21 protein-coding genes are annotated in these 19,829 nt (G+C 46.6%); 7 read left to right on the forward strand and 14 right to left on the reverse strand.

Annotation, left to right across the window (positions count from 1 at the left end):
- Nucleotides 1–176: 176 nt before the first annotated feature.
- Together E7Z62_05220 and E7Z62_05225 are read right to left on the reverse strand one after the other, a co-directional pair.
- Nucleotides 177–1,139, reverse strand: a complete 963-nt coding sequence (locus E7Z62_05220; protein MBE6522511.1) for a site-specific integrase — start codon at nt 1,137–1,139, stop codon at nt 177–179.
- Nucleotides 1,140–1,439, reverse strand: coding sequence for a hypothetical protein (locus E7Z62_05225; protein MBE6522512.1), 300 nt, complete (start codon nt 1,437–1,439; stop codon nt 1,140–1,142).
- A gap of 63 nt (nt 1,440–1,502) precedes the next feature.
- Here E7Z62_05225 and E7Z62_05230 point away from each other — a divergent pair, with 63 nt between their 5' ends.
- Entirely contained in the window at nt 1,503–1,862 is a 360-nt protein-coding gene (locus E7Z62_05230) for a hypothetical protein (GenBank protein MBE6522513.1), read from the forward strand.
- A gap of 131 nt (nt 1,863–1,993) precedes the next feature.
- Here the strand turns inward: E7Z62_05230 and E7Z62_05235 are convergent, their stop codons facing one another.
- A complete protein-coding gene (locus E7Z62_05235) occupies nt 1,994–3,346 on the reverse strand; it encodes a winged helix-turn-helix transcriptional regulator (GenBank protein ID MBE6522514.1) in 1,353 nt (450 codons plus the stop codon).
- Nucleotides 3,347–3,546: 200 nt separating this feature from the next.
- Between E7Z62_05235 and E7Z62_05240 the strand changes: the two genes are divergently transcribed.
- From E7Z62_05240 to E7Z62_05260, 5 genes are read left to right on the forward strand one after another with little or no spacing between them, the layout of a single operon-like run.
- A complete protein-coding gene (locus tag E7Z62_05240; protein ID MBE6522515.1) occupies nt 3,547–3,870 on the forward strand; it encodes a hypothetical protein in 324 nt (107 codons plus the stop codon).
- The gene (locus E7Z62_05245) at nt 3,870–4,166 is read left to right on the forward strand and encodes a hypothetical protein (GenBank protein MBE6522516.1); all 297 of its coding nucleotides are present in this window, start codon (nt 3,870–3,872) and stop codon (nt 4,164–4,166) included. The genes E7Z62_05240 and E7Z62_05245 overlap by 1 nt, the downstream gene beginning before the upstream one ends.
- Complete coding sequence (locus E7Z62_05250) at nt 4,167–4,886, forward strand: hypothetical protein (protein ID MBE6522517.1); 720 nt, start codon at nt 4,167–4,169, stop codon at nt 4,884–4,886.
- On the forward strand, nt 4,883–5,179 hold the full coding sequence (locus tag E7Z62_05255) for a hypothetical protein (GenBank protein MBE6522518.1): 297 nt from the start codon (nt 4,883–4,885) through the stop codon (nt 5,177–5,179). Before E7Z62_05250 ends, E7Z62_05255 begins: the two co-directional genes overlap by 4 nt.
- 16 nt (nt 5,180–5,195) lie before the next feature.
- On the forward strand, nt 5,196–6,581 hold the full coding sequence (locus tag E7Z62_05260; protein ID MBE6522519.1) for a hypothetical protein: 1,386 nt from the start codon (nt 5,196–5,198) through the stop codon (nt 6,579–6,581).
- Here E7Z62_05260 and E7Z62_05265 read toward each other — a convergent pair.
- The 7 genes from E7Z62_05265 to E7Z62_05295 form a co-directional block, all read right to left on the reverse strand.
- Entirely contained in the window at nt 6,559–7,362 is an 804-nt protein-coding gene (locus tag E7Z62_05265; GenBank protein MBE6522520.1) for an integrase, read from the reverse strand. The two genes, E7Z62_05260 and E7Z62_05265, sit on opposite strands and share 23 nt — an antisense overlap.
- The gene (locus E7Z62_05270) at nt 7,343–8,926 is read right to left on the reverse strand and encodes a restriction endonuclease subunit S (protein ID MBE6522521.1); all 1,584 of its coding nucleotides are present in this window, start codon (nt 8,924–8,926) and stop codon (nt 7,343–7,345) included. Before E7Z62_05270 ends, E7Z62_05265 begins: the two co-directional genes overlap by 20 nt.
- A complete protein-coding gene (locus E7Z62_05275; protein ID MBE6522522.1) occupies nt 8,886–10,358 on the reverse strand; it encodes an SAM-dependent DNA methyltransferase in 1,473 nt (490 codons plus the stop codon). The genes E7Z62_05270 and E7Z62_05275 overlap by 41 nt, the downstream gene beginning before the upstream one ends.
- On the reverse strand, nt 10,359–12,278 hold the full coding sequence (locus tag E7Z62_05280; protein ID MBE6522523.1) for a DEAD/DEAH box helicase: 1,920 nt from the start codon (nt 12,276–12,278) through the stop codon (nt 10,359–10,361). It lies immediately after the preceding gene.
- Nucleotides 12,279–12,283: 5 nt separating this feature from the next.
- Nucleotides 12,284–12,652 (reverse strand): hypothetical protein, encoded by a 369-nt coding sequence (locus E7Z62_05285; protein ID MBE6522524.1) that lies wholly within the window; start codon nt 12,650–12,652, stop codon nt 12,284–12,286.
- A gap of 215 nt (nt 12,653–12,867) precedes the next feature.
- Nucleotides 12,868–13,395 carry a hypothetical protein gene (locus tag E7Z62_05290; protein MBE6522525.1) on the reverse strand — a complete coding sequence of 176 codons (528 nt, stop codon included), beginning with the start codon at nt 13,393–13,395 and terminating at the stop codon, nt 12,868–12,870.
- A gap of 152 nt (nt 13,396–13,547) precedes the next feature.
- Nucleotides 13,548–13,871 (reverse strand): hypothetical protein, encoded by a 324-nt coding sequence (locus E7Z62_05295; GenBank protein MBE6522526.1) that lies wholly within the window; start codon nt 13,869–13,871, stop codon nt 13,548–13,550.
- A 159-nt stretch (nt 13,872–14,030) separates the two neighbouring features.
- Here E7Z62_05295 and E7Z62_05300 point away from each other — a divergent pair, with 159 nt between their 5' ends.
- Complete coding sequence (locus E7Z62_05300) at nt 14,031–14,711, forward strand: hypothetical protein (GenBank protein ID MBE6522527.1); 681 nt, start codon at nt 14,031–14,033, stop codon at nt 14,709–14,711.
- Nucleotides 14,712–14,746: 35 nt separating this feature from the next.
- On the opposite strand, the gene E7Z62_05305 is transcribed toward E7Z62_05300, so the two are convergent.
- The 4 genes from E7Z62_05305 to E7Z62_05320 form a co-directional block, all read right to left on the reverse strand.
- Complete coding sequence (locus tag E7Z62_05305) at nt 14,747–16,639, reverse strand: DUF262 domain-containing protein (GenBank protein ID MBE6522528.1); 1,893 nt, start codon at nt 16,637–16,639, stop codon at nt 14,747–14,749.
- Between the two features lie 393 nt (nt 16,640–17,032).
- Nucleotides 17,033–18,427, reverse strand: coding sequence for a hypothetical protein (locus E7Z62_05310; GenBank protein MBE6522529.1), 1,395 nt, complete (start codon nt 18,425–18,427; stop codon nt 17,033–17,035).
- A complete protein-coding gene (locus tag E7Z62_05315; protein MBE6522530.1) occupies nt 18,405–18,794 on the reverse strand; it encodes a hypothetical protein in 390 nt (129 codons plus the stop codon). The genes E7Z62_05310 and E7Z62_05315 overlap by 23 nt, the downstream gene beginning before the upstream one ends.
- Complete coding sequence (locus tag E7Z62_05320) at nt 18,784–19,152, reverse strand: hypothetical protein (protein ID MBE6522531.1); 369 nt, start codon at nt 19,150–19,152, stop codon at nt 18,784–18,786. The genes E7Z62_05315 and E7Z62_05320 overlap by 11 nt, the downstream gene beginning before the upstream one ends.
- Nucleotides 19,153–19,829: the final 677 nt, after the last annotated feature.

The following is a 19,829-nucleotide window of genomic DNA, read 5'->3' on the forward strand; positions in this document are numbered from 1 at the left end:
CATAGATGTATCCTAATGTCAATCGTCATTCCGATCTTCTGCTTCCATGCCTGCTCAGACATTGTAGTAGTATGCAATTTGGTAGCTTGAAAACCCGAAATCGTGTTCTCCGAGAATACTGAATGGAAGTGGTCCCCACTCCCTGATTTCACGGGGACCATTGATTCTGGATACCCTTAGTAGACACCCCCTGTAAGCCTCTGTTTACGGTCATACTGTGCAAATTTCACCATGGCATCGTCCATGTCGTCGAGGCAGATCCCGATGTACTTCAGGGTCTCGATTGTCGACTCGTGGCCGAGGATCTTGGAGATGGTCTCGATGGGAACCTCCGCATGGTAGAGCCTCCTTCCGAAGGTCCTCCTGAGGGTGTGGTTGGCGAAGTGGAAGCCGAGCACATCGCGTATCGGGTCGAGCACGAGTTCGTCGATTGCGCCCGAGTGCTCGGTGTACGCTCCGCCCCTGGGCTTGTTCTTGTAGAGCTTGTAGATGAGCAGCGTTCCCGGATCCTTCCATGAAGGGTTGTAGGCCATGATGTCCCTGACCATCTGATCCCTCTCCTTCATCCATCTCTCGATGACGGCCCTGGTGTCCTTGTGGAAGCTGATGGTCCTGTACTTCCCGTTCCCGCGTCCCTTGCCGCGTACGTTGAGGTAGGGCCTCGTTCCGGTGTCGTGCACGTCGTCCAAGGTCAGCCTGACGCATTCGACGCTCCTGAGACCCATGCAGAGCTCCAGGTGGATGATGATCTCCTGCAGAGGGGTCTTGGGGAAATCGAGGAGCTGTTGGTACTGCACCTCATCCAGCCAGTCGACGTTCACCCTCATGTCCTGGGCGAACTGCACTCCGGATTTCGCGGCGGCGTCGTTGTTGTAGTGCTTGAGGTACCTCTTGAGGTAGCTGTACTCGCTCTTCTGGTAGGAGACGGTCTTGTCCTTCCAGGGCCCGTTCATCAGGAATTTGATGTCGTCGGGCGTGATCTTGCGGGGCTCGGAGCAGCGGTCCGCGTTCTCGAGGTAGTCCCTCGTGCGCTGAAGGCTCCATCTGCATTTGTCACGAGTGTAAGGTTTGGCATTCATGAATTTCTCATCGAGGAATTCCGCTATACAGCTGTCCGATGTGTGTACTCCTTTTGACATTTAGTTCACCTTTTCCTTTATTTTGACATTAATTGTGTTCTCTCCCAATATTATGTAAATATTGACAATTGTAAGGGGTTTGTTGTGGTTCTTGGTGGCCCTCATGTGGTTGCGGACTCCTTTCTGCCAGTCTGAGACGGCCTCGTTGAACGGGCATGCCTTCTCACAGCCAGTGTTCGTATGCTTAGCGCAGCTCGCAACGGCTGATCCATTGAGTTCCTCGAATCTCCTGAGATATTCGAACTCCTCGTTGAATTCGGTCGATTGCAAGTCATTGTCAATCATTGTCAATCTTGACATAATTGGGACAAGGGGCCGAATTGTATAAATAATTTTTTGACAATTAATGTCAATAGTGACAATATGCACGTGAAGATTGGAAAATCAGTGAAATTCGATGATTACGGAAGGGTGACCGTTCCGTCAGAGCTTGCGAAGATGATGAATCTGGAGAAGGGGATCGACTCCGTCGTATGGTATGTCGGAGACGGGATGGCGATCATGTACAAGGACACCAAGTCATACCAGGGTCTCGATTTCGAAGGCGAGGAGATCGAGAACAACCTTCGCAACTATGAGAAGGAAGCCACAGAACAGTTCATTGACGACGCCGACCTCTCACCGGAGGAACTGGAGAGGAAGCTCCGCGAGGAGTATCAGCGCGATCAGGAGATGAGGGCTGAGCTCATCAGGAGCAAGAAGGGCGGCAAGTCCGAGGAATGAAACCCTTTGGTGCATGCGGTCTGCATGCACCTTCATTTACACTTCTAAGAAGCCAGGTATGTGGTCATGACGAATTTATCGGTTAAAAATGGACCGATAAGTTAGCCGATAAATTAACCGATAAACCCAGTTCAGAGCTTATCCTTATCGACTACCCAGAATCCTTTTTTGTTGCTTCCTTCCCTTCTAACAAATCCCGCTGCCGTTAATTTCGATACACGATATTTTACGGTGCTGAGAGGTATCGAAGTGATATCTGATATCTCCTGCTTACTGGAAGAGCTGTTCTGCAAGATGCATTGGATTATGGCCCTGTCCTTCTCGTCAAGACCATTATCGGAAGAGATGGGTTCTGCAGGCTTCTTCTTATCGGATCTGATCCTGAGTGTGGCCGTCACACCGCCGAACGCCTCTTCGAACATCGGCTCGGGATTCCCGTTGGCCTTGCACGCATCCATGATGCGCTGGATTCCCATGGCCCAGTTCTCGACGTAGCCTGCCGCGAAGAACACCTCCGAGAGACTGGTGTTGCGCCTGATGGAGGGATGCTTCCCTTTGAGGTTGGATTCGGTGACGCCCTCAGGAAGTTTGCCGAAGTTGAACACCTCCAACCTGTCAGGATATACGGATACGGTGACAGGCTCATGGTAGTGGTAGTCCTTGTGCACCAGGGCGTTGACGATCAGCTCCCTGACAGCATCCTTGGGGTAGTCGTACATGGCGACAGCGGCGAAGCTGCCGTCCTCGAAACCCTGCTTCGGAGGGGCGAACGATTCATCGAGGAGTTCCTGGACCTTGTCCGGGATGAGGATGAACGGCATGTAGATGATCTTGTCCCTGTAGAATTCACGATTCGGACCGAACTGGCCTATCTTCAGGAAGGCTCCTCTGTCCAGATCATGAGGGTTCTTGCCGAATAGGAACGCACCGGACAGGGTGATCTCGCCATCCCTGATGAGGCCGTACCTCTTGAGAACCGATTCTATATCGCTATCGTCGACCTCGTCCGGTATGCGTTCGGACCTCTTTCCCCTGGAGATGAAGAACGATACCGCCTCAGGAGATATGTCATCAAGGGATAGTTTGGTGGACTGGTCGAGCCATTCGAGGCCGTTCTCTTTCAGAAGGATGGTCTTGAGCTCATCGCCCTCGATCTGCTGGGTGGTGTTGCCGACACGCATATAGAATCTGCCGTCGTAATCCACCAGCTTATCGCCTTTAGGGACATCGATTATGATGCATTCCTTGCCCTCGATGACCTCGGCACGTGTTTCGGATACGATATGCAGCTTGTTACGAATGGAATCGGAGATCGACTTGGTGGTGCCTTTGATGTCTTGGACGCCTATGTATTCGCCGTCATCCCTCCTGCCTATGACCAAGCGGCCGGTATGAGTGTTATGGAAGGCGGCGATGGTCTTGAGATACTTGTCAGACCAGGACTCCTTCCATTCGGTGTCGATATTCTCGATGTCCATTCCCATCGACTGTCGGATGTGTACCTGACGATATAACGATTATCAGGAAAAGTAGGGACCATATAGGATACTCATCCCTGGTGTGTTCTCCACCCTTCATTCACTCGCGCAGACATATCGTCCTTTCCATTTATTCAATGTAAAGTAACGTATTGCTGCGCTTCGAACAATCATTCCGGGTTTCGAACACCCAGGAATGAGTTGAAATGTTCTGTAAAATGGAACTGGAAAACAAGATAAACTCCTTAAGAAACGATTTGGAAACCGATTACAAGATTCTCGTCGGTGAGATAGTCATCGAGAGACTGAATGTGGACGATCTTTACGAGATCCTCCGCTACGGATGGGACAGGAACGATCTCCAGAAGATGCTGGATGAGGAGGACTATGCAGGGATCGGCATACTCGCCGCATGGATCAGGGAATGCGGGAACGGATGCCACGGATTCATGGTCGAGGACGACCCCTATGTATATCCGCTGGATGAGGACGGCAACTACGTCGAGGGAACATTCGGGAGGTGCTTCTGATGGAGGATTGGCAGATCGCTGTACTGAACTCGGAGCATCTGACCGTGGAGCAGCAGCGCAGGACAGGATACCGTCTGGTGATCAGCAGATGCACCAAGAAGGACAGGATGCCCATACAGGAAGTCGTCGTCAGACTGAAGCACTCCAACCGGAAGCCCGTTATAATGTGCCCTGAGGATCCGATGAAGGGAATGTTCGCACCGAAGAAGGAGGTTCTGGACGTACTGATGGCCAGGGAGGACTATCAGGAATTCAGGATGTGGCTCGCAGAGGCCAAGATGAACGGGGTGATGTGAATGGGCAACAGAGCTGTCATCACGACCGAGGAGAACTTCAACAAGATGAAAGGGATCGGGATATACCTTCATTGGAACGGAGGATACGACTCCGTGGAGGGATTCCTGGAGTACTGCAGACTGAGGTCCTTCAGGCCTCCTGAGAGGGACGACTACGGATGGGCCAGGCTCTGCCAGGTCATCGGGAACTTCATGGGAGCAGATGGATGCTCCGTCGGGATAGACGACATCGACAATCTGGACGTGAACAATGGTGACAACGGCACCTACTTCATCAAGGATTGGAAGATTGTCGGAAGGAAGTTCAACGAGCATCCGGAACAGAAGGATTATCCTCTGATGGCCTTCCTGGAGGCGGTGGACGAGAGTCAGCCAGAGGCCCAGAAGCTCGGCAAGGAGATGATCGAAGGGCTCATCCATCATGGGAAGGTTATCTCCCAAATCAGCTGGAATTACAGCTACGAGATCTCCAAGAGGGAAGAGAGCGGATTAGCTGCGAGGCCTTTCGAGATCGGGAAGTACTATTCCTCCAATCAGAAGGATTCGAGATTCATCGTTAGGATCGTGGATAAGCAGTACATGAATGCGGTTATCGACATCGACGGACAGGAGATGGTTGTACCGAGATTCGTCTGGAGGGACGGTTCGGAATCCATCCTGGTGAATGATGAGGATGGTAAGGAGAGATCCATCAGATCCGTGAATGAGGTGATAGCATGAGCCTGTTCGAGACCGGGACGGTGGTCATGACCTGCGGGATCAGGGACATGATATGCGCGGACGAGCTCGCCCAGGAGGTCGTACAGAGCTGCCTTGAAAGGCACTGCAAGGGCGACTGGGGAGACCTCTGCGAGGATGACAAGGCGATGAACGACGAGTCGCTGGAAGCCGAGAGAAACGGCGACTGGGCTGACAGCCTGTTCAGCAGCTACGAGACCGACGTCGGGAAGATATATGTAATCACGGAATCAGATAGATCCGTAACAACTATTCTTCGCCCTGAAGAATACTGACAAACAGAGGGTCATAATGACCCTCATTTTACGTCATAATCATTATTATGAGAACATCGATGGAAAAGAAGTCTGCATTGATGATGAAATTCCATTCGAGATTCCCCAATCATGGAGATGGGTGAGATTAGGCAATATTTTCAATATGCGGTCAGCAATGCGCATTCATCAATCCGATTGGAAATCAGAAGGAATTCCATTCTATCGTGGCAGGGAGTTGGTCCAGTTATCAAATACAGGTAAAACAAGCCCTGAAGTCTTTTTGAGTCCTTCATTTTATCAAGAACTGAAAGACAAGGGTGGAGTTCCCTCCATTGGCGATATTTTGATCTCAGCAGTAGGCACTATTGGTAAAACGTATATCGTGACGGATGACAGACCGTTTTATTACAAAGATGCCTACATATTATGCTTTGAGAACTATGCAAATTTGTTTTCTAATTATTTCCAGATTTCAATTGCCTCGCCTTATTTGCAAAGTCAAATTAAAGACGGGTCAGAAGCAACAACGGTTTCCCAGCTTACTCTCATCAAAGCCAATAGTTTGCTCTGTCCTATTCCGCCAGAACAGGAGCAGAAAAGAATATGTGAGTGCTATAACAAGATCAGTTCTCTAATATTTGATTATTCAATTCTTTTCGATTCAATTGTCAGTTTAGATTCTAACATTGAGAAATCAATCACCGATGCTATTGTACAGTACGCAATTCAAGGTAAACTCGTTTCTCAAAAAACTGATGAAGAATCAGTCAAAATCCAATGCAAGAATCCAATCATCAGACGTGATAATTCCTATTATGAACTAAAAAATGACATTGAGATACAATGTTCGAACATTCCTTTTTTAATACCACTATCTTGGAAATGGATCAAATTATCAGATTTAGTTGATGTGAAAGAGGAATATTCCATTGTGGATGGCCCCTTTGGCAGCGATCTAAAGAAAGAACATTACACAGACAAAAAAGAAGTTCGCATTATCCAGTTGAGTAACTTAGGCGATGGGTATTGGAAGAATGAGAATTGTAAATACACTACATTTGAACATGCAAAAGAATTAGAAAGATGTCTGGCTAAGCCTGGCGATTTGGTTATAGCTAAGATGATGCCCGCTGGGCGCACATCAATTATACCCTCAACAGAAAACGACTATATTCTGTCGTCCGATACTATTAAGTTTATTCCAAATCCAGAATTGAACAAACAGTATCTACTTCTAGCAATGAACAGTCAAATGTTCAGAGATCAGATAGCTGCAGATGTCCATGGCATCACTAGAGTCCGCACAAGTGTCACGAAAATTAGAGGTTACGTATTGCCAATACCCCCAATAGAAGAGCAGGATAGAATCGTAGAGAGAGTAAACATACTTCTTTCACTTACCAATCAACTGTCTGATTAACTATCTCACGTTGCTCATTAGAACTCATGCGAAGATAGATGCGTGTGGTCTCTATACTTTCATGACCGAGAAGATCTGCCAATAATGCAATATCGTTGTAGCGTTGCATGAATGTTTTTGCGAACATATGACGAAAAGAATGAGGATATACAACAGAAGGATCAATTCCATATCTGACAGCTAACTTCTTCAGTTGCGATGATATGCCTTTGGCACTCAAAATGTTGCCTTTCGAATTAACAAAAAGAGGTCCAGTATACTTTCCTATAGAATCCAACCATCTCATGGCATCTATCTGAAGCAAAAGCGGGATGTAAATTCTTCTAATCTTGCCACCCTTGGAATAGATGTCCACATATCCAATTCTGATGTGTTCCACCTTGAATTGTAGAAGTTCGTTGATTCTGGATCCTGTAGAACCTAAGAATCTAACGATATAATACCAAAGAAGATTCTCATCTGATAAAAGTCCGTTTTTCAGGCATTCATAGTCGGCTAAGCTGATAACGTTATCAAGATATGTTTGTTGTTGATATCTGATAGAAGACATCCTGATAGGTTGTCCGCTGTATTTCAGATAAGCATTCATTGCAGAAATACGCAAATTGACTGTTCTTGGATGATAATTGTCAATTAAAAAAGTCTTGAATGCAGCGATGCTGTTCTCATTAATTTCAGAAAATGATTCATTAAAAAGTTTAATTGTATGCAGATATGCGACTATTGTGTTATCTGATTTTCCTAGCGATTTTAAATGGGATTCAAATGTCATCAAGATTATTGACTATTTCTAATAGGATGTCAATCTTTTCCAATATGCGAGCTTGTTCTTGTTTGGGCGGGACAGGTACGATCATATTTCCGATAACCGATGTTGTTAACTCCTTTTGTTTAGTAGAACCCGTTGAAATATCTTCAATTATACTTTGAATGTAAGGCCCTCTCAAATACCAATATAAGAATCTAGGCATTATGAAAGATTCACATCTGATGATGGTAACATGACTATCAACCACTGTTGGTAATTTTAAATCGGTTGAATGGACAATACCGACGCGACCAAGAGTTCCCAACCCCGTAGAATTGACAAGGATGTCGTTCTCACAAACAAATCTATCCTCGGAGTAGCTATCGATTGTATTCGGGTTGATGAATAAACATCTGGACATGTCAAGTCCGGACCATTGGTTGCATTTCTGGGCAATTACTGGATACTCATTTTTCTCTGAATATTTAGGTGACTTACCACGTTTTATATATGTGCAAGCATCAGACAAACGAAGCCAAATCCAACTTGATGGTATATTAAATGGAATAATCTCATCGATACAGTCTTCTTCACCATCTTTGATTTCATAATAGGAATTATCACGTCTGATTATTGGATACTTACAGTTAATATGAACAGGCGTTTCGTCTGGATTCTGAGATACCAGTTTTCCTTGTATTGCATACTGAATAATTGCCGATTCTAAGTCATTTTTGAGTCTTGTATCTATACAAACAGCTTTCTCATACAGACTTGATAGTTCATCAAGGAGCTTGAAATGATTTGAAACAGTTCTAACAATACGATATTGTTCAGATAAAGGAGCTAGAGGCAGCAACATTTTTGAAGCTGAGTCGGCACTAAGACCTTCTTTAGTAGCACCAACCTGTAAATCCATTACTTTAGAGAAAAAAAACGGACTACAGATTACAAGATGCACATATTGTCTGATATCATGATCAATGAGCCTGATAATCATAACATGCTGATTGACATTGGCCATGTCAAAAACATCAGGTACCAATGCACACCTGCCAATGGATCCCCCGGTTATGTTTAAAAGAAGATCCCTTGGTCTAACGATTGAACCCTTATGGAGATTATTTGTTTCTTCATCTATGAATGCTACTGAATCCAGTCTTAGTCCATCATTATAGACATTCTGTGAACGAATAAACGAGATACCAGACTCTTTATAGACTTGTTTTCCTCCTCTAGGCGTTGCTCCCGAACCTAATTTAGTTACCAATGAACCTAATCTGGTCCAACTCCACGATTGTGGGATTTCAAATGGAATTTCATCATCGATGCAGACTTCTTTTCCATCGATATTCTCATAATAATGATTATCACGGCGGAAGATGAACGATTCATGCTTGGGTTTCTTGATCTTCCCTTCCTTGATCAGACGGTGTTTCTCCTCCCTTATCCTATCTAATAGGACGGAAGCAGGTTCATCGTTAGGATCCTGAGGGACCAGTTTGCCCTGTATGGCTGCCTGAAGGATCGATGCCCTCAGATCTTCCGGGTTGACCTTACGCATCCTTTGCACCATCCAGAATGGATTCGATCTCATCAAGTATGGAATCGATCTTAGCCGTCAGCTCCGCCCTCTGTTCGCGGTAATTCCTGATGACCTCATCCGGAGGAAGTATCTCCGTGACCTCCTGAGGGAAACCGCATAGGTCGAGATTAAACCCACCTTCCTCTATCTCCTTGAAAGAGAAGAGTTTGGCTTTGGGATTGTCGTCGACGAGTATCTCCTTGCGATCGTTCCACCAATCGACCACCGGTTTGAAGTGCTCCAACTTTATCGGTTTAGTCTTGGAAAAATGCTTGTAACCTTCCGGCATATCCATGCGGTAGACCCATGTCTCCTTAGTGGGACCGTTGTTATCGAAGAACAGGATGTTTGTCCTGATGGTGGTGTATGGAGCGAACACATCGTTGGTCATACGCACGATCGTGTGGAGATTGAATTCTGTCATCAATTTCTTCTTGATATTTGTCTTTACATCAGATCCGAACAGGAAACCGTCTGGAAGAATCACTGCCGCGCGACCGTTCTTCTTGAGCCTGTACATGATGACATCAATGAACAGATCGGCGGTCTCGCTGCTCCTGAGTTCTGGAGGGAAATTACTCTTGACAGTTTCCTTCTCAGTACCACCGTACGGAGGATTCATGATGATGACATCGAACTTATCCTCTTCCTTGTAATCCCTGACATTCTTCTCCAGAGAATTGTCATGATAAATCCTAGGATTGTCCAGATCGTGGAGGATCATGTTTGTGATACAGAGCAGATATGGAAGGCCGACTTTCTCAATTCCGAAGAGCGATTCGTTGATAAGCTGACGCTGATCTGTTGAGTTCACTGACTTTTCCAGATGTTTGATGGTTGATGTGAGGAAACCTCCTGTGCCGCAGGCAAAATCGGCTACAGTCTCACCGATTTTAGGATCGATCATCGCCACCATGAAGTCAGTGACAGCCCTTGGGGTATAGAACTGCCCATTGTCACCCATATTCTGTATTTCTCTGAGCATGGTCTCGTAAATCTCATTGAATGCGTGACGGTCCTGATAGCTTTCGAAGTTGATCTGGTCGATTATGTTCACGACTTCTCTAAGGATCACCCCATCCTTCATGTAATTATGAATATCACTGAATACAGCCTTAACAACAGCTTGCCTGATGGGGGTGTCTTCATTGATGACAAGATTGGAAAGAGTGGGGAAAAGACCATTATCTATGAAATCCAAAAGATCCTTGCTGGTTAGTGCCTTTCCATCCTTGTTGTCATGTGCCCAGTTCTTCCATCTGTACTGCTCCGGTATGATTGACTGGTAATGGGGATCGTAGAACTCCCAATCGTCCTCTTTGGAATCGTACACTTTGAGGAAAAGGATCCATGTCAACTCCTCTAAGCGCTGCGCATCGCCTGACAGACCTGCATCCATCCTCATCTTGTCCCTTATGGTCTTGATCATCGATTTGATTTCCATTCACTGAGCCTCCACTGAATACAGCAGCTGCTGTATGTGTTTGATTGTATCGAAATAACCGTCCCTGCCACCGAATTGACGGGCGATCGCAGAGACGCCTCCGAACTTGTTGAATTCGGATAATTTGAGCAATTCGGGTTCGGAGATGTCCTGATTGGGGGTGCTGCCGTATTTGTCCAGGATAGTATCTATGATCTCCTTGGCCGTACCAGAGAACTGCTGGAAATACGGGTCATTCCTTATTCCTTCTACGCGCTCGGTCTTGGTCAAAGGTTCTATATCATAGGCGAGGTAACGCAGCATATCAAAGTCATCCAAATCCGGACGGTTCAAACGCTCCCTAAGCTCTTCCACCAGGACGCCATGCTCCTCGAATTCCTTGATGATTGCCTTCTTACGGTCTTCTGAATTCCACTTATTGAGGAAATCCTCCAAAGTCGGACACATGCCTGTCAATTTCTTCTTGGAGTAGTCTACGACATTGGTTGTCGTGAGACCATCGACTCCGTAGATGCGAGTGATCTCAGTCTCTATCTCAACAGATACCTGGCCTTTGACAAATGCCTTCTGCTGTCCCCTGGGAGGGTCCCTTTCATCTTTCTTTCCATCCCGGGGCTTAGGAATCTTAGGTTCCTCTATTTTGAATCCGTCCCAGTCTGGATCCTCGAATTGCTTCGATGCACCTCTTGCGTCGATTATAGTGAAATAGTACTTTCCATGGTCCAAGCTGAGCCTGGATCCGCGGCCAATAATCTGTTTGAACTCCGTTGAGGAACCGATATTCTTGTCGATAACAATGTTCTTGACAGTGACCGTATCGATACCTGTAGTAAGAAGCTGAGAGGTGGTTGCGATGACAGGATATCTGCTGGATTTATCTGTGAACCTATCCAGAAGACCTTCCATCACCTTTTCATTATCCCCAGTACCTCCGGTTATCCTCACAACGTACTCTGGATTCTCCTTCATGTATTCAGGTACCAGTTCCGCAATGGCCTGACGCATGCGTTCAGCATGAGGAATGTCTACACAGAAAACGATGGTCTTTGCATAGGGATCGGTTTCCATCATATATTTGACAAGGTACTTCGCAACGATCTTGATACGATTCTCGATCGATACTTTCCTGTCATAATCCTTCACACTGAGCGGACCACCGACTGGATTGCCCTGCTCATCCACCGTGCCGGGTTCAGGATACCATTCCGAATCGATGCTGGTCTTGATGTCTTTGAGCATGAATGGGGCCAAGAATCCATCGGAAACCCCTTGTTTGTATGAATAGGCGTAAACAGGTTCACCGAAGTAATGGACGGTAGAGGCCTCGTCGGTATTGATGGGTGTGGCGGTCATTCCTACGTGTACTGCATTTTGGAAATAATCCAGGACCTTATGCCATTCAGAATTTTCCTTGGAACTGCCGCGATGACACTCATCGATGAAAACAAAATCGAAATAGTTGGGATCCAACTGCAAGAATGGATCGGGTTTACCGTCTTGACCGACAAGCTGCTGATATAAAGCGAAATGAACGACAAAAGCCGGATTTAGTTCTTTATTTTGGACCTTGGTCATCTCATTGCGAAAACGTTTGAAATCGTTGGCCATAGATTGATCAACCAGATGGTTCCTGTCGACCACATAAAGAATCTTCTTAGCACGACCGGATTTCAAAAGTTTATAAATCAACTGTGATGCCACGAAAGTCTTTCCAGTTCCAGTCGCCATGAGTATGAGGACGCGCTTCTGCCCATTCTCAATCGCCTTTACAGCTTTGTTGACCGCAACGAATTGATAGTATCTTGGATGCTTTCCCCCTAAATCATAATAAAAAGGTACCTGAGAGATTGAGGAATCGCTGATATTCATCTCGCCGACGTACCTATCCCAAAGATCTTCTTCCGAAGGGAATTGATCCATTGGAATTACTCTCTCAATTCCAGTGATGAAATCATATTCGACAAACTCATGACCGTTGCTGCTGTAAGCGAAGGGTGCATCGACTGCTTTACAATAATCTTGGCTTGCTGGAGGCCATAGGATGGTTCAAGCGATTCCTCCTTAGCTTCCACTACTGCCAAAGGAAGCCCTCCCTTGGAATTGAGAAGGTAGTCTATCTTTCCACGCTCTTTTGAACGCGCAGGACCCAAATCATCGATGATTATCTGACCATCTGTAAAATAGAACTCCATGCGACACTGTTCTTTTTTCCAGCCTGCTCTATCAATAGCTGGAGTGATGTATCTGTTCTTGACGTCCTCTTCGGTCAGCTTGTAGCTATCATCAATGATCATAACGCACCCCGCAAGTATTCAGTGAATTCATCATAAAGCCCGATGGCCAGACTTCTTACCCTACAACGCTTGAATTTACGTCTTATGGTCATCTGGACACCTTCATTGAATCGGACTAATGAGTTTGGACAATGCTACAGCTAAGGCTATAGTGAATTGCGATTGAACAGTATCCCGACCCATAGGGTCCAAACATGGTATTGTTTAAAGTGTATTTAATATCTAAACGATTCGTCCAACATTTTTATCAAAAGGCTTTCAGAAGATTTGATAGATTCCACATCGACACAACCGAGTATCAAGAACTTTCCTGACTGGAAAATGTTGAATGTAGCACTTTCAGTCTTGAGGATAAGGCCAGGAAAAGATTCTGGTTCATAGACCACATCATAACCAGAAGACAACAACCAGATATAGAATTTAGCAAGATCTATACCAAAACTGTAATTTGATGAAGCCACGATATTCCTGATCTCAGGATACTCCGCTTTAGAGACATCAATATGTTCACCGAGAATTTCCCTCATCTTTTCAAAAGATTGTCTTGCATCGTCCATCGACCGCATCCCGGGCATAATGTACTTTCCAGTCGAGTAAACAGTAATGGAATGATCATCGAACTTCAGATAACCTCCTGGATATCTGTTACGCCCGTATACGAAATATTTGCATTCATCTGACAACTTCTTTAGATCGATGCGACAGTTCAATGCTCCCGAACAGACTATGTTCTCAATCTTCACAGACCAATTAAAGTGAAACTTATTTATCAAATCATGGTAAAAGTGCAAGACATCCGGGATACTGTACTTGGGATGTCCTGCAAAAAGAATACGTTGAAATACAATATAATAACATTACATTGTTATTGTTGTAATGAAAGAAATTTTTGTTATTACTCAGAACTGGATATATATTTTGCTAAGCTGACCAAAATAACGAAGAGACGGGCATCCGCGTATGCCTTCTGGTCGTAGAAGTGCCTAGCGTTATTCAATAGTCCGTTGATCTTGGCAGAATCATCAATGACGACACGCTTGCTCAACTGCTCCTGAATGACCATCTTGGTACCGCAGAACATACAGAATGCGAACTCCTTGGTGTCATCGATCTGTATATCCCCGCCACAACTTGGGCATTTCAAAGGTATCAGGCCATAAGTGGTAGTGAACGGCGCACCATAATAGCATTGTGAACTGAACGATCTTTTCCGGGGCACCTTCTCCCCTGCACTCATCGCGAGGAGCAATATTGCGTCTTGCGTCTCACTTCTTCCTGCTTGAACATTCTTTTTTCTTCGCCGCATCCGCATAATCCCCTCGCTCTCAGCTCCGTTCCGGGGTTCAGGTAGCCCCTAAGAAAAAAGGAGTTGAAGAAGATGGTAACATCGGAAGAACTGAACATGACCTTCCAGAAGGTCGGAAACGATTTCGGATTTGAGAACGTAGATGCGGAATTCTCCGCATACAGGGACCTGAAGGTAAGATGGTGCCGCACGATTAACAACGCGAGTTTCACTGTCTCTGATTACCTTCAGGAGGCACCGATCGAAGTGGTCGAAGGGATCGCGAGGACGATCTTCTCGAAGATCCGCGCCGAGGACGAGACGGATTATCCGGACTGCACCAAAGAATGGCTGACCTCAGACGAGTTCAGGGAGCTGAACCAGGGAAAGTACATCGAAAGGAGCAGGGACATCGGCGATGTGGAGAACACAGATGACAGAAGGCTTTGGGATGCCTACTATAGGCTCGTAGATGCCGGGCTTATAGAGAAGATCGACGGACTGAAGCTGTTCTGGTCCAAGAATGAATCTATCTCGAAAGCTGGACAAAGCTCATGCCTGATGAGGGTCGTGATCATGAACAAGAGGCTCCTCAAGGACGAAGTCCCCAAAGAGGTCCTTGACTACTGTCTCCTGCACGAGGTCGCCAACATCAATATCGACTTCGGCATCGATATCCTCGAGAGGAAGAAGGAGATCGCCGACATCATGGCAGGATGTCCGGGAGAAGAGATCGCCAAGAGATGGCTTGACCAGGTCATGATGGAAGTCTGAAAAATAGGGGCCAGAAGGCCCTTAAACCTTTTCGATCACTCTTTTTGATCCTGATTCTCTTTCGGAACGATGTCATTGATTCTATGAATGATGCTAAGAATCTCATCGTCGGATAGGTTGAAAGCCTCGTCATCAAATTTGAACTGATTGACCGCTTCTTTCACCAATTTTACAGTTCTCTTTTCAATAGAGTCAATAGTCCATTTATCGACAGTTATGAGATCCTCATTCAGCCATAAGCCATTGTTGTATCCCATCTTGGCACCATTCATGACATAATCACGTTTTTGAATGAAAGGACGGCTTCCCAAATTACTGTTGTTACCAGATAACGTCAGATTGCCTAGCAAATGAAGATGGGTATCCTGATATGATCTAGCCAGGTCAAAATCACCGTCTGCAATCATATCTGACCATTCTTTGGAAACATTGGGAGTTTGAGGGAAAATATGCTCTATGGTCCATATCAGCTTTCCATCAACCTTTTCCCAAGGACCTTTGTATTCATTTCCATTTAGATGTTTGGAACAAATGTATGACAACACAAACCTCGTTGCTTCTATATTTTTTTCATAAATCTGGCCGCACAAGTACTGCACAAATCTCTCCAGGGAAGATGTCGAAGCAGTCAAAATACCCTTTATCGTATCGATAATCTCTTGAGAAGTATGGCCGTCGATCTTTGTCGTCAAATCGATGAAGAGACGAATCAGATCTCTAGTTGGCGGCTCATCCGTCAGGTTTCTTCTAATGAAGAACTTTGTCAGGAATTGTACGATACAAGACATCTGTTTGTCTGACAATCCATATTTGGTTTGATTCTTCAGAAGATTGAGCATAAGAATGTGGGATGGTGCTCCTCCGACCTTCCATAGATTGAATACCGCATCATTGAGGTCATCATTATCGAAGGAAGAATTAGTTATGAGCTTTGCATAATCCTCTCCAGATGCGTATAAACTTTCCAAAAATGTATTCAATGCACCTGATTTAGTCAACATCCACTCATAGTTGCTGAACACATTGGATGATGTTACCACTGGGTCGAAACTGTAGTTATACTGTTTCTTGTAATCGTACTTGAAAGCGTTCATATACTGCCTGAAAAACCTATCAGTAACCTTGTCGTCTTCAATACGGATGTTATCGATAAGCGCTGACCAGCTAGCATATTCATCATCAATCGAAACCTGCTTCTCTTTCAAGACTGTCATCTTGATGAGATCAACAGCCGTCAAAGGTACTCCGGTATTGTTGAGGGTACCGAATATTTCCAAAGCAGCACTTAGATCCGAAACGGTAACATCTATCAGACACAATGAACAAATTTTGCTGTACAGATCGAGCAGAGCTCTGTTACTATCCGAATCTGTGTCAGGATAACTCAGATATTCATCAATTCTCTTTTGGAAATGTCTGAAACAATTATAGATTAGACAATTTCCGGCATTCTTATATTTTGACGGGTTTGTAAAACCTAGATCGTTGAGAAGCTGTCCATAGATTTGTTCATTCTTTCCTTGTGACTGCAAAACAATACGAGGAGTCAGCGGTTTGTTTCCAAGAACAATGGCAGTCTTGAGGTCGAGATATGTCTTAAAGTCAGGATCAAAACTATCTAAACGTGAGTTGTCAACCTTTGAATAGATTGCACAAAGGAGTAACGAGATTGTGACAAGCCTCTGTTGGCCATCGATTACATCGAATTTTTTGATTTTACATCCTTTTGTATTATTCTGATCATAACCCATAGTGATGATTGATCCTATGAAATGCTCCTGAGAGGAAACAATATCGTCGAATATTGCATTCCAATCCCTCTTTGTCCAAGAATATTCTCTCTGATATTGGGGTATTACGTATTGATTTTCACCCCTTGCATCAAAAACGTTTCCAATAGAGTTCTTTGTACTTTGGATAATCGACATTGAACTTCAACCTCTGACAAACTGAGAAGTAATTTCAAAATGCACATAAAAAAGTACCATTAACACAACAACAGATAATTTCGCTAATTGCTAATGAACTAATTAGTTCAATTTTTATGTACCATCTTTCAGCATGGTACATATATGGCAGGATACGGAAAGGCTCCGATCTTATTGTTGGGAATGCTGTCAGAAGTGTGCAGGCCGGTCGGCGGGCGCTGGTCCACGGCCCAACGCGCCACGCCGCCACGGCCCCTGTCGCCCGCACCCTCCGCTCTCTGAGGTTCGCTTCGGGTGCGCGCCGTACGCTCGCGCGTCCGTCGGGCGACATAAGGTGTTTGCAAATCGTTTGTAAAGAGTTTGTCGGAGATGGTCTCCGAAGGCCGTAGAATGTCAGGCTACCTTCCTTGCGGCGATCTGGCGCATGTATTCCTCTGCCACGTTCTGGGGCCTGGAGGACATGATGTTGTCCATGACCTCCTTGTCCGATACGACGAGGGCCAGCTTCGGGGTGATGTCCCCGAAAGTGGACCCGTCAAGACGGAGCTGCTCCTTCAGATCGGGGATCAGAGGTTTCACCACAGGGGCATCCCTGGCGAATGCCCTGACCTTGTTCTCGAAGATATGCGACGCTGCCTCACCGCATTGGTCGCAGGTCCCTGAGAACACGTTGAGAGTCCCTCCGCAGTGGATGCATGTCCTCGTCACCCTGTACGACTCCTTGCCAACGGTCTTGATCATGTTGTTGGCCAGGACGCCGAAGTAGTTGTCGCTTATCTGGGAGAACTGAGGTTCCATGGCATAGCCGAGCCAGTCGAAGCTTCCGATCTCTCCGACCATCCTTCCCTTGCCGAGGACCTCGTTGGCCTGGTCCTCCTCGGTGTACCTGAACATCCTCTTCTTTGTCTTCGGATCGTTGGGATCGTCGTACGAGTTCAGACCGGGGAGGTAGTAGTTCAGGATCTTCGAGGTGTAGTCCTCACTGGTGGGATTCCTCTCATAGAGGCCGATCCCCTCATGGGTGGCCAGATAGGCCATGGTCAGCTTGACGGACTGCAGCTGGTCCTTGGAATGGACCTTCTTGATCACCCAACCGGGATGGGTGTTCAGGAACCGGGCTGTGTCCAGGAAGCCGATCAGTATCCCGTGGAAATGGGGGCCGTTCTCCCACATGCAGTCCTTCATCCTCCAGGGATGGAATATGAGCCTTCCGCCGAGGCAGCCTACCTTGACCAGGTCCTGCTGTAGCCTTTTGCGGTACTTGTTGAACCACACATGCGACTGCATCATCCATCTGATCTCGTCCTGAGGGGGCGAGAGGATCCAATGCCCCACGTTCCCCGGGTCGATGCCCTGCTTCTCGCACAGGAGACGGTACTCGGTGAACCTCATCTCCACGCGGGTGCCTGTCCTGAGGCAGGTGTCGTTCAGGCACACTGGGCATTTGGACGACCAGCAGTGGTTGTTCTTCCCTTTGAGGTAGTGGTACCTGGAGTTGACGCATGATGTGAACATGCGTCCCTTCTCTCCGGTGGTGCCCTTGATCCTCACAGGTCCGCAGTGGAGCCTCTTGGGACGGTCCAGGTCGTGGCCCGGAGGCACCCAGGAGAGGAGCTCAGGTATCTCGTTCAAAGGGACATCGTCCGGATTGAAGTACGTCTCCTCAAAGGGGAACATCTTCACGTATTGGATGACGGGATGCTCGTTCCTCTCGGCTATCCTGAACTCCAGCTCATCGACATCCATCTCGGATGTGTAGCCCTGGTCAAGAAGGTCCTGGAGGTCCATCTCGCAGCTCCTTCTTAGTGACGTTGCCCTCCACGTTAAGGTGTTTGCTCGGCCAGTCAATCGGGCCTAAGGCCTCTTCGGTTTCCTGCCTGTCGGACTCGTTCAGGAGACCTTTCCTGTCGAGCTCTATGGACAGATCCCTGTCGTCGAGGAGGAATCCAAAGTAATCCTCCATCTCCTCATCCGAGTAGAACTCCCTCAGAGCATCGAGACCGTAGAGCCTGATGATGACATCATCACGGTATTCAACGTTCCCGCAGTCGAAGACCAGAGGGTCATAGTCCTCGCAAGGCTCATCCAGCTCCCCTTTGCTGTAGGGGCATGGGTAGTACGAGCAGGTCAGACAGCACTTCTTCTCAAGAATCATCGATCTTACACCCCAGTGCTCTGAGCTTCGCTCTTATCTCCTCTATGTCCATCTCCTCCTTGGGGAATTCCATGTTCTCGATGGAGTTCCCGAGGTCGGTGAAGGATTTGCCGAGATCCTTGAACAGCTGCGCATCCACAGGAAGGTACGGGTGCATGTCCCCGACGATGAACGTCATCCTCGGCTGAGGCACCTTGTAGTCCTGCATCTTCTTGTCGTAGTCCGCCACCATGTTCAGACCGACGAATATGTTCCCGTGCCTGAACTTGGTGATGGGTATTCTCATAGGAGGTTTCGAGACCGGTTTAGGGACTCCAAGCACCTCCTGCGCTTCCGAAATAATTGATTCATCTACCACGATAGTCATCTCCTCCGGTCACCCGGAGTCATATCTGCAAGGGAGGTGCTGCCAAGGCCGATATGCAGACTACGGCCTTCCATGACATGGAACCATGGCCTCGGATGTTGTGTCTCGCCGTTCGCAGAATGGTGTTGGATTGATGGATCGCGGTGCTTCTTTCACTCAAGGGGCCGTGGTATGTATCGTGTTGTGTAATCCCCAAGGCACACCGTGTTGTCCTATGAATATCGGTTGAATCGAACGGCGACGCTCTTCTCTATTTCTGCTATCAATCTCCTTTTGTTCTTTATTTCAAGGGTATTCCAATGAGGTTGTCATATGTTCAATGAGCCTCTTTATGACAAGGAGAAGGGCCATACTTACCGATCCACTTCGGTGAATGTCGAATAGGAAACTGTGACCAGTTTTCCGCTCCTTTCCGGTTCTTCTTTGATCAGAGATCATCAAGGAAACGGGAGGTATTCGACATTGGAAGAGAGAGCTTACGCTAGAGGGGCGATAAGGCAATTATAGCATCCAACTACGGGGCCAAAAATGGTCCCCATAATATGGTACTGTGCAAATTTCGTCCCAGAAGTTTAAACGGCTCTCCGCCGGAGATGCTGGATAAGGATGGTCCCCACTCCCTGATTTGAACAGGGGACCTGCTGATTTCAGCGGCTGTATCGGGTTTT

The organism is Thermoplasmata archaeon (assembly GCA_015063285.1).
Taxonomy (GTDB): Archaea; Thermoplasmatota; Thermoplasmata; order Methanomassiliicoccales; family Methanomethylophilaceae; genus Methanoprimaticola.

Bases quoted from the DNA above. Each gene is read 5' to 3' on its own strand.
- E7Z62_05230 (MBE6522513.1), top strand. From the start codon at position 1,503: ATGCACGTGAAGATTGGAAAATCAGTGAAATTCGATGATTACGGAAGG.
- E7Z62_05280 (MBE6522523.1), bottom strand. From the start codon at position 12,278: ATGGATCAATTCCCTTCGGAAGAAGATCTTTGGGATAGGTACGTCGGC.
- E7Z62_05315 (MBE6522530.1), bottom strand. From the start codon at position 18,794: ATGATTCTTGAGAAGAAGTGCTGTCTGACCTGCTCGTACTACCCATGC.
- E7Z62_05285 (MBE6522524.1), bottom strand. From the start codon at position 12,652: ATGATCATTGATGATAGCTACAAGCTGACCGAAGAGGACGTCAAGAAC.
- E7Z62_05235 (MBE6522514.1), bottom strand. From the start codon at position 3,346: ATGGGAATGGACATCGAGAATATCGACACCGAATGGAAGGAGTCCTGG.
- E7Z62_05270 (MBE6522521.1), bottom strand. From the start codon at position 8,926: ATGAGATCGAATCCATTCTGGATGGTGCAAAGGATGCGTAAGGTCAAC.
- E7Z62_05245 (MBE6522516.1), top strand. From the start codon at position 3,870: ATGGAGGATTGGCAGATCGCTGTACTGAACTCGGAGCATCTGACCGTG.
- E7Z62_05275 (MBE6522522.1), bottom strand. From the start codon at position 10,358: ATGGAAATCAAATCGATGATCAAGACCATAAGGGACAAGATGAGGATG.
- E7Z62_05250 (MBE6522517.1), top strand. From the start codon at position 4,167: ATGGGCAACAGAGCTGTCATCACGACCGAGGAGAACTTCAACAAGATG.
- E7Z62_05255 (MBE6522518.1), top strand. From the start codon at position 4,883: ATGAGCCTGTTCGAGACCGGGACGGTGGTCATGACCTGCGGGATCAGG.
- E7Z62_05225 (MBE6522512.1), bottom strand. From the start codon at position 1,439: ATGTCAAGATTGACAATGATTGACAATGACTTGCAATCGACCGAATTC.
- E7Z62_05300 (MBE6522527.1), top strand. From the start codon at position 14,031: ATGGTAACATCGGAAGAACTGAACATGACCTTCCAGAAGGTCGGAAAC.
- E7Z62_05220 (MBE6522511.1), bottom strand. From the start codon at position 1,139: ATGTCAAAAGGAGTACACACATCGGACAGCTGTATAGCGGAATTCCTC.
- E7Z62_05240 (MBE6522515.1), top strand. From the start codon at position 3,547: ATGTTCTGTAAAATGGAACTGGAAAACAAGATAAACTCCTTAAGAAAC.
- E7Z62_05260 (MBE6522519.1), top strand. From the start codon at position 5,196: ATGACCCTCATTTTACGTCATAATCATTATTATGAGAACATCGATGGA.
- E7Z62_05305 (MBE6522528.1), bottom strand. From the start codon at position 16,639: ATGTCGATTATCCAAAGTACAAAGAACTCTATTGGAAACGTTTTTGAT.
- E7Z62_05310 (MBE6522529.1), bottom strand. From the start codon at position 18,427: ATGGACCTCCAGGACCTTCTTGACCAGGGCTACACATCCGAGATGGAT.